Below are 13630 nucleotides of genomic sequence, written 5' to 3'. Positions count from 1 at the left end.
CGCACCGCCCGACTACCCGGCGCCCTCAGTCGGGCGGCTCCACGATGGGCGCCGGGTAGTCGGGCGGTGCGCCGGCCCGCCAGGGACGGTGCACCGCCGAGCCCCTGATCCCGTCCAGCTCGGGCACCCAGCGGCGGACATAGGGCCCTCCCCGGTCCCAACGCCTCGCCTGCGTCAGGGGGTTGAGGATCCGGTTGGGGCGGGTGTCGGTGCCGGTCCCGGCGACCCACTGCCAGTTGAACTGGTTGTTCGCGAGGTCCCCGTCGACCAGCGTGTCGAGGAAGTGCCGGGCGCCGACGCGCCAGTCGACGTCGAGCGTCTTGGTGAGGAAGCTGCCGACCAGCAGCCGTGCCCGGTTGTGCATCCACCCCTCGTGGCGCAGCTGCCGCATCGCCGCGTCGATGATCGGGAAGCCGGTGCGGCCCTCGCGCCACGCCTCGACGGCCGCGGGATCGTCGCGCCACCCGGCGGTGCGCCGGTTGCGGTAGTCCCGGTGCGCCGCCTCGGGCCCGGCCGCGAGCATCTGGTGGTAGAAGTCGCGCCAGGCGAGCTGCCGGACGAACGCCTCGGCGCCGTCGCCGCCGCGCCGCCTGGTCCTGCGCACCATCTCGACGGCCGAGAGACAGCCGAAGTGCAGATAGGGCGAGAGGCGCGAGGTGCCGCTCTCCGCGCCCGGCTCGTTGTGGCGTTCCGCGTAGCGGTCGAGCCCCTCGCGCTCCCAGGCGCTCAGCCTGCGCCTGGCCACCGACTCGCCGCCGCGCGGAAGCGCCGGAGCCGCCTCCCCGGACGCGAGGTCCCGGGGCGCGGGCAACGGCGCGGAGCGCACCCGGGGGACGCTCACGGCGCGCGGCGCGCCCCGGACCGGGCGGAGGTGCTCGACATCCCACCGCCTGAAGTAGGGGGTGAAGACCGCGAAGTGGTCCTTGTCCCCGGTCGCCGGCGTGAGGGAGCCGGGCGGGGCGGCCGTCAGCACGGCCTCGTGCACCGTCAGCGTCCGGCCCGCCTCGGCGAGCGCCGCCCGCAGCCGCTCCTCCCGGCGCGCCGCGTAGGCGGTGACCCCGGCCGCCACATGGACCGCGCCGGCCCCGGTGGCGGCGGCGATCCGGCAGGTCTCCCCGACGACGTCGCCGCGCGCCAGCACCAGGCGCCCGCCGCGCTCGCGCAGCGAGGCGTCGAGGTCGGCCAGGCAGTCGGCGAGGAACGCGGCACGGTTGGGCACGGAGAACCCGGCGGCCGCGATGCCCGTGTCCACCACGAAGAGCGGCACCACGTGGTCCGCGTCGCCCAGCGCCCCATGGAGCACCGGATTGTCGTGGACCCGCAGGTTCTGGGTGAACAGGGCGACGGCGACGTCCATGGCGGCTCGGCTCCTTCGTTTCCCTCGCTACTCCTGCTCCGCCTGCGCGGTGGTGGTGATGGTGCGGGCCATCCCGCCGAAGACCCAGGCGTGGAACGGGGTGATCGCCTTCCAGTACGCGTGTCCGGCCAGGCCGCGCGGGTGGAACGTCGCGTGCTGGCGGTAGACGGTTCTGCCGTCCTTGTCGCGGTCGGCGACCAGTTCGAGCCAGGCGCGGCCCGGCAGGCGCATCTCGGCGCGCAGCCGGAGCAGGCGCCCCGGCTCCAGCGCCTCCACGCGCCAGAAGTCGAGCGCGTCACCGACGCGGGGCGGCCCCGGCGGATGCCGGGCCGGGCGCGTTCCCGGGCCGCCGGCGAGGGTGTCGAGCCAGCCGCGGACGGCCCAGGCCAGGGGCGCGGAGTACCAGCCGTTCTCGCCGCCGATGCGCTCGATCACGCGCCAGAGCGCGGCCTGCGAGGCGTCGACCGCGTGCTCGCGCCGGTCGGTGTAGTGGCTGCCGCCGCTCCAGGGCGGGTCCGAGGGCAGCGGCTCGGAGGGCGTGGCGGGCTCGGACCGCGGCCCCGCCGTCCTGCGCAGGGCCAGCCGCAGCGCCTCGTCGAGACCGAGGAATCCGCCCGGCGGCGGGTCCACATGGTCGGTGATGTCGCGCTCGGAGCAGACCACTTCGTGGCGCAGCGACTCGACCAGGGGGCGCGCGAGGTCGCCGGGCACCGGCGTGACCAGGCCGACCCACAGGCTGGAGAGCCCCGGCGTCAGCACGGGCACGGGCACGACGAGCCGCCGCCGCAGCCGGGCGTGGGTGGCGTAGCGCCGCATCATGTCCTGGTAGGTCACCACGTCGGGCCCTCCGACGTCGAACGTCCTGCTGACGTCGGCGGGCAGCCGGGCGGAGCCCGCCAGCAGATGCAGCACGTCGCGGACGGCGACCGGCTGGACGCGGGTGCGCACCCAGCTGGGCGTGACCATCGCGGGCAGCCGCTCGGTGAGCTGGCGCAGCATCTCGAACGACGCCGAGCCGGAGCCGATGACGACCGCGGCGCGCAGCACGGCGGTCGGGACGCCCGAGCCGAGGAGGGCGCGCCCGACCTCGGTGCGGGACCGCAGGTGCGGCGAGAGCGCGCGCTCCGGCACCCCGGCCGGGGTGAGGCCGCCGAGGTAGACGATGCGGCGGGTGCCCGCGGCCCTGGCCTGCTCGCCGAAGACGCGGGCCGCGCGCCGGTCCTTCTCCTCGAAGCCGGGGCCGCCGCCGAGGGCGTGCACCAGGTAGTACGCGACGTCCACGCCGTCGAGCGCGGCGCGCAGCGACCCGGCGTCCGTGACATCGCCGCGCGCCACCTCGACGTCCGGGGCCCAGGGGCGGTGGGTGAGCTTGGCGGGGGTACGGGCCAGGCATCTCACCCGGTGCCCGGCCGCCAGCAGCTCGGGCACCAGACGGCCGCCGATGTAGCCGGAGGCCCCCGTCACCAGGCAGCGGAGCGTCATGCCCCCATGCTTCGACGGGCCCCGAACCCCCGCAACCGGACGGCCACCGGCCGTGCGGCACGACCACCCGATTCTGCAATAATCATTGCACTATCTGCCGTTGATGCAGTAGAAATTTCTTCCATGGTGACCCACTCGGCAACCCTGGCCATCGACGAGACGTTGCGCGCCCGGCGTGCGCGGGGGGAGCGGCTGCTGCACCTCGCGTTCGGCGAGGCGGGGCTCCCCGTTCCCCGGGAGGTCGCCGACCGGCTCGCCGCCGCGGCCGGGCGGAACGGGTACGGGCCCGTCGTCGGCTCCGCGGGGGCGCGCGAGGCCGCGGCGGGGTGGTTCACCCGGCGCGAACTGCCCACCGAGGCGCGCCAGATCCTCTTCGCGCCGGGCAGCAAGTCCCTCCTCTACGCCCTGCTGGCCACCCTCCCCGGCGACGTGGTGCTTCCGCGCCCGGCCTGGGTCAGCTACGCGGCGCAGAGCGCCCTCGCGGGGAAGCGGGTCATCGGCGTCGAGGTGCCGGAGGACGGGCCGGGCGGCGTTCCCGACCCGGAGCGGCTGGCCCGCGTGCTGGCCACCGAGCGCCCCGGCGTGCTGGTCCTCACCGTCCCCGACAACCCGACCGGCACCGTCGCCGGGCGCGCGCAGCTGCGCGCCGTCTGCGAACTGGCCGAACGCCACGGCCTCGCCGTCGTCGCCGACGAGATCTACGCCGAGCTGGTCCACGACGGCACCCGGCCGCCGAGCGCCGCCACACTCCTGCCGGAGCGGACCGTGGTCACCTCCGGGCTGAGCAAGTCGATGGCGCTGGGCGGCTGGCGCATCGGCTTCGCGCGCCTGCCCGCGGGGGAGTGGGGCGAGCGCCTGCGCGCCGAACTCACCGGCGTGGCCAGCGAGGTGTGGTCCAGCCTCGCCGCGCCCATGCAGGCCGTCGCCGAGTACGTGCTCAGCGACCCGCCCGGCGTGCTGGCGCACATCGAGGCAGCCCGCCGCCTGCACGCGACGGTGGCGCGCGCCGTGCACGCCGAGTTCACCACCGCGGGCGCGCTGTGCCGCCCGCCCGAGGGCGGCTTCTACCTCTACCCCGACTTCGCGCCCCTGCGCCCCGGCCTCGCCGCCCGCGGGATCGACTCCGGCGCGACGCTGGCGACCGAGCTGCTGGAACGGCACGGTGTCGGCGTGCTCCCCGGCGAGGCGTTCGGCGACGCGCCCGAGGCCCTGCGCGCCCGCGTGGCCACCAGCCTCCTCTACGGAGAGACCGAGCAGGAGCGGTGGCGGGCCCTCGCCGCGCCCGACCCGTTGGCCCTCCCCTGGATCGCGGGCGCGCTCGACCACCTGCGCACGGCGCTCGCCGCGTTCACCACGCCCCCCGTCGTACACGCTGAACTCCTCCAGAAGCTCCTCCTCGCGCAGCAGCGCCGACCGCACGTCCCGCCCCCGCACCCGCGCGACATCCGTGGCGAGCGCCTGCACGAGCGCCGTGAACGCCGTCATCGAGCGCAGCACCGAGGGCCCCGACGCTTCGACATAGAAGACATGGTCCGCCGAGGCCGCGAGCGGCGACCCCGGGTTGTCCGTCAGCGCCACGCACCGCGCCCCGCGGGCACGCGCCCAGGCCGCCGCCCGCACCGTGTCGGCGGTGTACCGGTAGATCGAGACCGCGACGAAGCAGTCCCCCTCCCGCACCCGCCGCAGGTCGTCCGTGAGCGTTCCGGCGCCGGTGGTCAGCGTCACCACCTCGTCGCGCACCATCCGCAGCAGGTAGCCGAGCAGGTAGGCCGGGGCATGGCACTTGCGCAGCCCCAGCACGTGCACGCGCGGCGCCTCGGCCAGCGCGCGGACCGCCTCCTGGAACGTCTCGGGCGCGATCCTGGCGAAGGTACGCGTGATGTTCGCCCTGTCCAGAGCCACGGCGCGGTCCATGAGGTCGCCCTCGCCGTCGCTGCCGAGCTGCTCCAGGGTGCTGTACCGGCGCAGCAGCTGGGCCTGTTCGCGCAGCCGCTCACGGCACAGCCGCGTCAGCCCCGGATAGCCGTCGAGGCCCAGGCTGGTGGCGAAGCGCACCACCGTCGCCTCGTTGACCCCCACCGCCGCGGCCAGGTCCGACACGGTCATGAACGCGACGCCCTCCGGGTCCGCCATCACCCGGTCCGCGAGCAGTCGTTGGGAGCGGGTCAGCGCGTCGCGCCGCTGCTGGAGCGCGGCGAGGAGCTCGTCGAAGGTGCGCGGCGGGGGCGAGGGGGGTGCGGAGGCCATGGGATGGATTCTCCTCCCCGCCCCTTCCGGCATCGCGCTCGCCCGTGACCTGAAGGGCCGCCGCGCGTTGGCCCTTGAGGATGCCTGCCGGTGAGGAGTGATCAGATGTCGGTTCCGACGCCGTGTGGCGTTCCGCCCCTCGGGTTCCCCCTCGCGTTCCCGCTCGACGTGCCCCTCGACGTTCCGCTCGACGCCATCTTCGGCGCGGCGCTCGACGAGGCGTCCGACCCGCGCAACCGGATCCGCCGCTTCGAGTCCCCGCTCACGCGCATGCTGCTGAGCAGCGACGGGCTGACCACGACCCTGCTGGAGTCGATGGCTGGTGAATCGTTGCATCTCCACTGCCTCGCGCAGTTACGCGTCCCCGCCCGCGAGACCGGGGACGGCGTGCCGGCGCTGCTCCGGATCGACGGGGGCGGGAAGGTCCTGGTGCGGTACTCGGCGACGACGCGGCCCACCGGCGAGGCGCTCTCCGTCAACCACGTGGTGGCGCGCCTCGGCCTGTCGCCCGGCATCCAGGCATGTCTCACCAGCACCTCGATCCCGCTGGGCCCCGCGCTCCACGCGGCGGGCACCGGCCACCGCCGGACGCTGCTGGACGCGGGGCGGCGCCTTTGGCGCGGGGAGGGCGGCCTCACCAGGACCGCCTGCTACAAGACCTACCTGGTCTGGCACGGCGAGGAACCGCTGGCCCTGATCAACGAGCTGTTCAACCCCGGCACCGTACCGGCCGGGTGAGGTGGAAGAGACATGCGGCGGCTGCGTACCCAGGTGGCCATCATCGGCGCGGGCCCGGCGGGCCTGGTCCTGGCGAACCTGCTGACCCGCGCGGGCGTGGACTGCCGTGTGGTGGAACGGTGTTCACGCGCGCACGTCGAAGGGCGGGCGCGCGCCGGGCTGCTGGAGCACCGCACCGTGCGCGCCCTGCGGCAGGGCGGCCTCGCGGGCCGGATGCTCGCCGAGGGCACCCGGCACGGCTGGTGCGACTTCCGCTGCCTGGGGCGCTCGGTGCGCGTGGACTACGGCGCGCTCTCCGGCGGCCACACCCACTGGGTCTATCCCCAGCAGTTCCTCGTCCGCGACCTGATCGCCGCGCTGGCGCACGGGGGGTTCACGCCGTTGTTCTCCCGCACCGCGCGCGCCGTCGCGGACATCACCACGCCCCGCCCGCGCGTCATGTGCGACGCCCTGGAGATCACCTGTGACTACGTCGTCGGCTGCGACGGCTCCCGCGGCGTCTCGCGCGCCTCGCTTCCCGCCACGCACCGCGTCTTCCCGCGCCGTTACCCCTACGACTGGCTGACGGTGCTGGCCGAGGTGGACGAGGCGGCGCCCTGCGTCGTCTACGCGGTCGGGGCGGGCGGGTTCGCCGGGATGATGCCGCGCACCAGGCACCTCAGCCGCTTCTACCTCCAGTGCGCGCCCGGCGACACGGAGGCGCACTGGCCGGCGCGCCGCATCCACGAGCAACTCCGCGCGCGCCTCACGCCCCTGCCCAAGGTCGGCGGCTTCCCCGACGTCCGGGTGCTGCGGATGCGCGCCACCGTCACCGAGCCGCTGCGCCACGGCCGCCTGCTGCTGGCCGGGGACGCGGCGCACGTGCTGACGCCGTCGGGCGCCAAGGGGATGAACCTGGCCGTCGCCGACGCCGTGGACGCCGCCGAGGCGCTGATCGGCCGCCTGCGCGGCGGCGAGGGCCATGCGCTGGCCACGTACTCGGAGCGGCGCCTCGCGGAGATCTGGCGCGTCCAGGAGTTCTCCGACCGGCTGTTGCGGCTGCTGCACCTGCCGCCCGACGAGGACCCGGGGTTCGCGCTGCGGCTGCGGCTCGCCGCGATCCAGCGGCTGGCCGGGCCGGGGCCGCACGCCGCGGCGTTCGCCCACCAGTACGTGGGCTCCGGCGCGGAGGGGGGTGCGCATGGCCGTGCTGACTGAGCTCTCGGAGAACGTCCGCGCCCTGTACGGCTTCTCCCGCGGAACGCAGGCGACGCTGAGCGTGGCGCAGCCGCTGACGGGCGCGCTGCTCGCCGACTCCACGCCGCCGCTCGACCGGCTGGCGCTCTGCCTGGCGGCGGCGCTGGCGGGCTATGTGGCGGTCTTCGCGGCCAACGACCTGATCGACGCGCGCCTCGACCGGCAGCGCTTCTCGAACCTGCGCGCCTACTCCGGCTTCGACATCGACAGCGCGGGCGGCCGGCACCCCCTGGCGCAGGGGCGCCTGAGCCCGGCGGTCGCGACCGCCTGGGTGCTGTCGCTCGGCGCGGTCGCGCTGGTGCTGGGCGCCCTGCTCAGCTGGGTGTGCGCGCTGCTGCTGGCCGTCGCCGCGCTGCTGGAGGCGATCTACTGCGGCCTCGCGCGGGTGACGCCGTTCAAGTTCCTGCTGACGGGCGTGATGGTGGCGCTCGGCGGCTGCCTGGGCTGGTTCGCGATGACGCCCTGCCTCGACCGGCCCCAACTCTGGCTGTTCTGCGTGTGGCTGGCCGCCTGGGAGATCGGCGGGCGGAACATCGTGAACGACTGGGCCGACGTCGAGGAGGACGTTCACCTGGGTGTCCGCACGATCCCCGTGGTCTACGGCAACCGGGTCAGCGGCCTGCTGACGGTCGGCACGCTGGTCCTGGCGGCGGTGGCGGGCGCGGGGATGGTGTGGACGGCGTTCCCCTCGGCGGGCGTTCCAGGCGTGACCGCCGTCCTGGCCGCGGGCGCCTACGCCCTGATCACCCCCGGCATCCGCCTTCTCCGCGCCCCGGCCCCCGACCTGGCGATGGCCCTGTTCAACCGCGCCAGCCTCTACCCCGCCGCCACCCTGGCCATCATCGCCTCCGGCCTCCTGACGACCCACCTCCTCGGCCTCGCCTGAGCCGACCGGCGCGCGACCACCGGCGCGCGGCCACCCGCCGGCGCGCGTTCCCTCTCACCCCAGCAGGGCGGCTATGAGGGTGAGGGCGGGGACGGAGACGAGGGTGGACAGGAGGATCGACTCGCGGGCGAGGCGGGCTCCGACGTCGTAGCGGGACGCGTAGGTGAAGAGGTTCTGCGCGGCGGGCAGGGCGGCGGTCACCACCACGTTGAGCCGGTCGCCCCCGTCGAGACGGAAGAGGAAGGCCGCGAGCGACCAGGTGATCAACGGCTGGACCGCGGACTTGAGCGCCACGGACAGCAGCACGGGGGCGCGTTCCGGGCCGCGGCCGGGGAGGGGGCTGCCGCGCAGCGAGATGCCGAACGCCAGCAGCACCGCGGGCACCGCCATGTTGCCGAGCAGGGTGGCCGGTTCGAGGAGCGCGCCCGGCGGCGTCCAGCCGGAGACGGCGACCGAGACGCCCGCCAGGGAGCCGATGACCACCGGGTTGCGGAACGGGGTGGTCACCCGCTGCCACGTCGTGCGGCGGCCCTCGGTGGCGCTGCTGAGGTCGAGGACGGTGAGCGCGACCGGGGAGAGCACGAGCTGCTGGAAGAGCAGGATCGGCGCGACGATGGAGGCGTCGCCGAGGACGTAGACGGCGATGGGGATGCCGAGGTTGCCCGCGTTGACGTAGGCGGAGCACAGCGCGCCGACGGCGGTGCGGCCCACGCCCCAGCGGCGGGCGGCGCCGACCGCGACGAAGACGCCCGCGGTGGCGAAGGTGCCGATCGCGCTGACCAGCAGGGACGGCGACAGGATCACCGAGGGGTCGGTACCGGAGAGGGTGACGAACAGCAGCGCGGGGGTGGCCACGTGGAAGCCGAGGCGGGTCAGGACCTCCCGGCCGTTCTCGCCGAGGGAGCCGCGGCGGCCGAGCAGGTAGCCGGTGGCGATGACGGTGGCGATGATGGCGAACCCGGTGATCACACCACCCACGACGCCACCCTGCCCACTATCGAACCTCCAGTCGGATCATACGCGTGCCGAATGGGCGCCCTCGGGGCGAGATCGGGGTATATGGTCCCATTTCATGACTTTCTTCTCCCGGCTTCTCGTCCCCCTGACCCTGGCCGCCCTCGCGCCCGCGCTGCTGTTCGCCGGTGGGGCCGAGGGCGCCGGTGTGACGGAGGGCGCGCGGGACGGCGACGCGCTGGCGCGCACGCTGGTCGCGAACACCACCGCCGAGGGCACGCTGCGCCACCTGGAGGCGTTCCAGCGAATCGCGGACGAGGCCGGCGGAACCCGCGCCGCGGGCACGCCGGGACACGAGCGCTCGGCGCGCTACGCGGGACGGCTGCTGGAGGCGGCCGGGTACCGCGTCACGTACCAGCGCTTCGACTTCCCCTACCGGGAGCCGCTCACCCAGCGGCTGACCGTGCTCGCGCCCGAGCCCCGCGACGTTCCCGTGCGCACCCTCACCCACACCCCGAGCACCCCGCCCGGCGGCGTCGAGGCCGAGCTCGCCGAGGCCGGGACCGGCTGCGCCGCCGGGGACTTCGACCCCGCCGTCCACACCGGCAGAATCGCCCTGATCGAACGCGGCACCTGCACCTTCGCCGAGAAGCAGGCCCACGCGGCGGCGGCGGGCGCGGTGGCCGCGCTGGTCCGCAACAACGTGCCGGGGCCGCTCTCCGGCACCCTCGGCGACCCCGGCGCCGCCACCATCCCCGTCGGCGGCCTCTCCCAGGAGGACGGCGCCGACCTCGCCGCCGCGCCGAGTGCCGGGGAGAAGGTCACCGTCAGGCTGGAGCTGGAGGAGAGCGGCGAGGTCCGCGAGACGTTCAACGTCATCGCCGAGACCCGCGGCGGCGACCCCGCCACCACGGTGATGGCCGGCGCCCACCTGGACTCCGTGCCCGCGGGCCCCGGGATCAACGACAACGGCTCGGGCGCGGCCGGAGTGCTGGAGACGGCGCTGCGGCTGACCGAGGCCGACCCGGAGGGCCACCACCCACACCGCGTGCGGTTCGCGCTCTGGTCGGCCGAGGAGTTCGGGCTGCTGGGCGCCGAGCACTATGTGGACGGCCTCTCCGCCGCCGGGCGCGACGAGATCGCGGCCTACCTCAACTTCGACATGATCGGCTCCCCCAACCACGCGCTCTTCGTCCACGAGGCGCCCCCGGGCGACGAGGCGTCGGCGCGGATCGCCGAGGACATCACCGCGTTCCTCGCCTCCCGGGGCCACACGGCGCACCCCGCCACGATGGACGGGCGCAGCGACTACGCCCCCTTCCTGGCGGCCGGGATCCCCGCGGGCGGCACCTTCACCGGCGCCGAGGGCATCAAGTCCGAGGAGCAGGCCGGGCTCTGGGGCGGCGAGGCGGAGGCGCCCTTCGACCCCTGCTACCACGCCTCGTGCGACACCCTGGACAACGTCAGCTCCGCGGCCCTGGCCACCCATGTCGAGGTGATCGCGCATCTCGTCGGCGGCTACGCCTGGCGCACGCCCGGCGCACCGGGCGAATAGCCCGATAGGGCGGTTTCGCCCGACTCATACCCATGACAGGAGGCTGCGACGGAAGCGTCCCTCCCGGTAGGCTCTCCGTGTGATCTTCAAGCGCATCGGCAACGGACGACCGTACCCTGAACACGGCCGGGACCACACCCGGCAGTGGGCAGACGTCGCGCCGCGCCCGGTCCGCCTCGACCAGCTGATCACCACCAAGCAGCAGCTCGATCTGGAGACGCTGCTGGCCGAAGACTCCACGTTCTACGGGGACTTGTTCGCCCATGTCGTCAAGTGGCAGGGCGATCTCTATCTGGAGGACGGGCTGCACCGCGCCGTGCGCGCCGCGCTCCAGCAGCGTCAGGTCCTCCACGCCCGCGTGCTGGAGCTGGAGTAGCGGCCCGCCCTCGCGGCCTTCGCGCGTTGCTGCTTTCGGGTCTGCCCGGGATGTGAGCTGATCATTTAGTAGGCGGGCGCGCCCCATCTGACTACGCTGCGGCCATGAGCATGCTGACGCCCCCGGGCATGGGCGGCAAGAAGTTCCGCGTCACGGGCGACCGCTACCCCAGAATGCGCCCCCGCCGGCGCCGGGGCAGGACCTTCGTGGTCCTCATCGCCGGAGCCGCCGCGTTCGGCCTGCTCGGCTACGGAACGCTCCAGCTCATCGACGTGTTCTCCGGGGGCGACGACGGCGGTCGCGCGCCGCGGGCGCAAGCCGGCGCACGCGCCGGTCAGGACTGCACCCCGGCCGCCACGTCGGAACGGCTGCCCGAGCCCGCCGCCATCACCGTCAATGTGTTCAACGCCACGGGCAGGACCGGGCTGGCACAGGAGACCGCCGACGCCCTCGCCGAACGGGGGTTCACCATCGGCGAGGTGGCCAACGCCCCCGAGGAGTACGACGGCCGGGTCGAGGCCACGGGGCTGCTGGTCGGCACCGCCGAGGCCGAGGAGTCGGGCGCGGTGACCGTCCTCTCCACGCAGCTGGAGGGGGCCGAGACCGCCGAGCCGCGGGCGCCCGCCGAGGGCGAGGAGTCGCCGCAGGTCATCGACCTGATGATCGGCGAGGAGTTCACCGACCTCACCGCGGCGGACGAGGCCGAACGCCGCCTCGCCGACCTGGCGTCCCCCTCCGCCTCGCCGACCGCGTCCCCCGCCTGCTGAACCCCCGCGCGTCACAGCCCGCCCGGCGCGCGTCACCCGTAAGGCGTCACACCGTGCCGTACATGCGGTCCCCCGCGTCGCCGAGACCCGGCACGATGAACCCCTGCTCGTTCAGCCGCTCGTCGAGCGCGCCCGTGACCACGGTCACGGGCGCCCCCTCCAGCTCGCGCTCCAGCCGCTCCACGCCCTCGGGGGCGGCCAGCAGACAGATCGCCGTCACGTCGTCGGCGCCGCGCCGGATCAGCTCCCTGATGGCCACCACCAGCGTGCCGCCGGTCGCCAGCATGGGGTCGAGCACGTACACCTGGCGCCCCGACAGGTCCTCGGGCATCCGGTTCGCGTAGGTCGAGGGGTGCAGCGTCTCCTCGTCGCGGATCATCCCGAGGAAGCCCACCTCGGCGGGCGGCAGCAACCTGACCATCCCGTCGAGCATGCCGAGACCGGCCCGTATGATCGGCACGACCAGCGGACGGGGATGGGACAGTCGCACGCCCGTGGTGTCCGCCACCGGTGTCGTGATGTCGACGAGCTCGGTGCGGACGTCGCGGGTCGCTTCGTAGGCCAGCAAGGTGACCAGCTCATCGGCCAGCCGCCGGAACGTCGGGGAGTCGGTACGCGTGTCGCGCAACGTGGTCAGCTTGTGCGCCACCAACGGGTGGTCGACGACATGGGTCCGCATGGGTTCGACAGTATCGAACGCCACGGACACTGAGCAGGGACCGGCTGCTTCACCCCGCGATCCGCTGGTGGACAAAAAGCGGCGGTGACGTGGAGAGTGGTGCATGGAGGGAGGAGGGGGCATATGCCGGACCGTGCCCCGGCCGACCACGCCGCGCCCGAACGCTCCGCCCGCGCTGGGCACAGCGCGCGCGAACATTCCGTTGGTGAACTGCCGAGTTACCCGACAGCGCACCCCTTTTCTGCCACGATGCAGGTGGCACTGCCTAACCGAGTGGGGAGAGTCACGGTGTACTTCACCGCACTGCTCGCGCGGACCGATGATGGTTGGGAAGCGAGCGACACAGAGCTCGATGACGTGGAGAGTCTGGACGAGCTGGCCGAGTTGGCCCGCGCGTCCGCTCCCGATGACGAGACCGTTCTCGTCTGCATCGAGCAGGAAGGCGCATGGTTCGGCCTCGTCCGCGTGGACGGCGAGGACGACCCGAGGGTCTTCGTCTCAGACGCCGCGCGAGCGATGCGCAGCGCGTACGGCGAGATTCTGCTCACCGACGAGCTGCTGGGCCGTGAGCCGGACGACCAGGACGTGCTGGACCAGCTCGTCGACCTGGACGGCACGGAGGACGGCGTCGAGGAGGACGTGGAGCGCGAGGACGAGCCCGCCGGGCCCGACGCCGTGCCGCGCGGTCCGCTCGGCGACGCGAGCCTGCTCGCCGACCTGGGCATCGAGACCGAGACCGTCCTGAAGCTCGCGCCGGACGACGCCCTGAGCGAGATCGCCGACGCGCTGGGCTGCGCGGACGTGCTCGAGGCGGTCAGGTGAGGTCAGCGGTCCCATGAGCGGGGCGGATCCGCTCCGCGATCCCTGGCTGCCCGCGATGCGCCGGGCCCTCGTCGAGGCCACGGCCGCCCCGGAGACGGGGGATGTGCCGGTCGGCGCCGTGCTGCTCGGCCCCGGGGGACCTTCGGGGCCGGTGCTCGGCCTGGGCCGCAACGAGCGCGAGGCGACCGGCGACCCCACGGCGCACGCCGAGGTCCTGGCGCTGCGCGCCGCGGCGGCCCGGCTCTCCACCTGGCGGCTGACCGGGTGCACGCTGGTGGTCACGCTGGAGCCCTGCACGATGTGCGCGGGCGCCGCCGTCCTCGCCCGGGTGGACCGCGTGGTCTACGGGGCGGTGGACCCCAAGGGCGGCGCCGTGGGCTCCCTGTGGGACGTGGTCCGCGACCGCCGCCTCAACCACCGCCCCGAGGTGATCTCCTCCGTCCTCGCCGACGAGGCCGCCGGCCTGCTGACGGCGTTCTTCCGCACCCCCGCCCCCACCGCTGACCCTGTCTCTTCTCCACATCTCCGAGC

At 74.4% G+C, this 13630-nt stretch carries 12 protein-coding genes and 2 pseudogenes; 9 read left to right on the top strand and 5 right to left on the bottom strand.

What is annotated here, in order from left to right:
• Positions 1-25: 25 nt before the first annotated feature.
• On the bottom strand, positions 26-1357 hold the full coding sequence (locus ADY01_RS22825) for a cryptochrome/photolyase family protein (RefSeq protein WP_049576871.1): 1332 nt from the start codon (positions 1355-1357) through the stop codon (positions 26-28).
• Between the two features lie 27 nt (positions 1358-1384).
• Complete coding sequence (locus ADY01_RS22820) at positions 1385-2839, bottom strand: SDR family oxidoreductase (protein ID WP_049576868.1); 1455 nt, start codon at positions 2837-2839, stop codon at positions 1385-1387.
• A 6-nt stretch (positions 2840-2845) separates the two neighbouring features.
• Here ADY01_RS22820 and ADY01_RS41880 point away from each other — a divergent pair.
• A pseudogene (locus tag ADY01_RS41880) lies at positions 2846-4054 on the top strand (pyridoxal phosphate-dependent aminotransferase); the annotation flags it as partial.
• A 291-nt stretch (positions 4055-4345) separates the two neighbouring features.
• On the opposite strand, the pseudogene ADY01_RS41875 reads toward ADY01_RS41880, so the two are convergent.
• A pseudogene (locus ADY01_RS41875) lies at positions 4346-5086 on the bottom strand (MurR/RpiR family transcriptional regulator); the annotation flags it as partial.
• A gap of 105 nt (positions 5087-5191) precedes the next feature.
• Here ADY01_RS41875 and ADY01_RS22810 point away from each other — a divergent pair.
• The 3 genes from ADY01_RS22810 to ADY01_RS22800 are packed head-to-tail and all read left to right on the top strand — an operon-like array spanning position 5192 to position 7946.
• Entirely contained in the window at positions 5192-5824 is a 633-nt protein-coding gene (locus ADY01_RS22810) for a hypothetical protein (protein ID WP_049576865.1), read from the top strand.
• A gap of 12 nt (positions 5825-5836) precedes the next feature.
• Positions 5837-7021 carry a 4-hydroxybenzoate 3-monooxygenase gene (locus tag ADY01_RS22805; protein ID WP_049576863.1) on the top strand — a complete coding sequence of 395 codons (1185 nt, stop codon included), beginning with the start codon at positions 5837-5839 and terminating at the stop codon, positions 7019-7021.
• Positions 7005-7946 (top strand): UbiA family prenyltransferase, encoded by a 942-nt coding sequence (locus ADY01_RS22800; protein ID WP_234320360.1) that lies wholly within the window; start codon positions 7005-7007, stop codon positions 7944-7946. Before ADY01_RS22805 ends, ADY01_RS22800 begins: the two co-directional genes overlap by 17 nt.
• 54 nt (positions 7947-8000) lie before the next feature.
• Here ADY01_RS22800 and ADY01_RS22795 read toward each other — a convergent pair whose 3' ends face one another.
• Complete coding sequence (locus ADY01_RS22795; protein ID WP_049576860.1) at positions 8001-8924, bottom strand: AEC family transporter; 924 nt, start codon at positions 8922-8924, stop codon at positions 8001-8003.
• 94 nt (positions 8925-9018) lie between these two features.
• Between ADY01_RS22795 and ADY01_RS22790 the strand changes: the two genes are divergently transcribed.
• From ADY01_RS22790 to ADY01_RS22780, 3 genes are all read left to right on the top strand, one after another.
• Positions 9019-10455 (top strand): M28 family peptidase, encoded by a 1437-nt coding sequence (locus ADY01_RS22790; protein ID WP_053171108.1) that lies wholly within the window; start codon positions 9019-9021, stop codon positions 10453-10455.
• 79 nt (positions 10456-10534) lie between these two features.
• Entirely contained in the window at positions 10535-10831 is a 297-nt protein-coding gene (locus tag ADY01_RS22785; RefSeq protein WP_049576857.1) for a type II toxin-antitoxin system VapB family antitoxin, read from the top strand.
• A 104-nt stretch (positions 10832-10935) separates the two neighbouring features.
• Positions 10936-11598, top strand: a complete 663-nt coding sequence (locus tag ADY01_RS22780) for a LytR C-terminal domain-containing protein (RefSeq protein WP_234320359.1) — start codon at positions 10936-10938, stop codon at positions 11596-11598.
• A 46-nt stretch (positions 11599-11644) separates the two neighbouring features.
• Here ADY01_RS22780 and upp read toward each other — a convergent pair whose 3' ends face one another.
• Entirely contained in the window at positions 11645-12277 is a 633-nt protein-coding gene (gene upp / locus ADY01_RS22775; RefSeq protein ID WP_049576854.1) for a uracil phosphoribosyltransferase, read from the bottom strand.
• A 288-nt stretch (positions 12278-12565) separates the two neighbouring features.
• Here upp and ADY01_RS22770 point away from each other — a divergent pair, with 288 nt between their 5' ends.
• Together ADY01_RS22770 and ADY01_RS22765 are read left to right on the top strand one after the other, a co-directional pair.
• The gene (locus ADY01_RS22770; RefSeq protein WP_049576851.1) at positions 12566-13099 is read left to right on the top strand and encodes a hypothetical protein; all 534 of its coding nucleotides are present in this window, start codon (positions 12566-12568) and stop codon (positions 13097-13099) included.
• A 13-nt stretch (positions 13100-13112) separates the two neighbouring features.
• On the top strand, positions 13113-13630 hold a 518-nt coding region (locus ADY01_RS22765; protein WP_063784313.1), incomplete at its 3' end, for a nucleoside deaminase.

Origin of the sequence: Streptomyces sp. SBT349, assembly GCF_001083795.1 — a bacterium.
GTDB lineage: Bacteria > Actinomycetota > Actinomycetes > Streptomycetales > Streptomycetaceae > Streptomyces.
The sequence above is the reverse complement of the archived record's forward strand: the minus strand, read 5'-3'. Positions and strand labels throughout refer to the sequence as shown.

Excerpts from the sequence above, each read along its gene's own strand:
- ADY01_RS22820 (WP_049576868.1), bottom strand. The coding sequence starts at position 2,839 with ATGACGCTCCGCTGCCTGGTGACGGGGGCCTCCGGCTACATCGGCGGC.
- ADY01_RS22810 (WP_049576865.1), top strand. The coding sequence starts at position 5,192 with ATGTCGGTTCCGACGCCGTGTGGCGTTCCGCCCCTCGGGTTCCCCCTC.
- ADY01_RS22825 (WP_049576871.1), bottom strand. The coding sequence starts at position 1,357 with ATGGACGTCGCCGTCGCCCTGTTCACCCAGAACCTGCGGGTCCACGAC.
- ADY01_RS22800 (WP_234320360.1), top strand. The coding sequence starts at position 7,005 with ATGGCCGTGCTGACTGAGCTCTCGGAGAACGTCCGCGCCCTGTACGGC.
- ADY01_RS22805 (WP_049576863.1), top strand. The coding sequence starts at position 5,837 with ATGCGGCGGCTGCGTACCCAGGTGGCCATCATCGGCGCGGGCCCGGCG.
- upp (WP_049576854.1), bottom strand. The coding sequence starts at position 12,277 with ATGCGGACCCATGTCGTCGACCACCCGTTGGTGGCGCACAAGCTGACC.
- ADY01_RS22780 (WP_234320359.1), top strand. The coding sequence starts at position 10,936 with ATGAGCATGCTGACGCCCCCGGGCATGGGCGGCAAGAAGTTCCGCGTC.
- ADY01_RS22790 (WP_053171108.1), top strand. The coding sequence starts at position 9,019 with ATGACTTTCTTCTCCCGGCTTCTCGTCCCCCTGACCCTGGCCGCCCTC.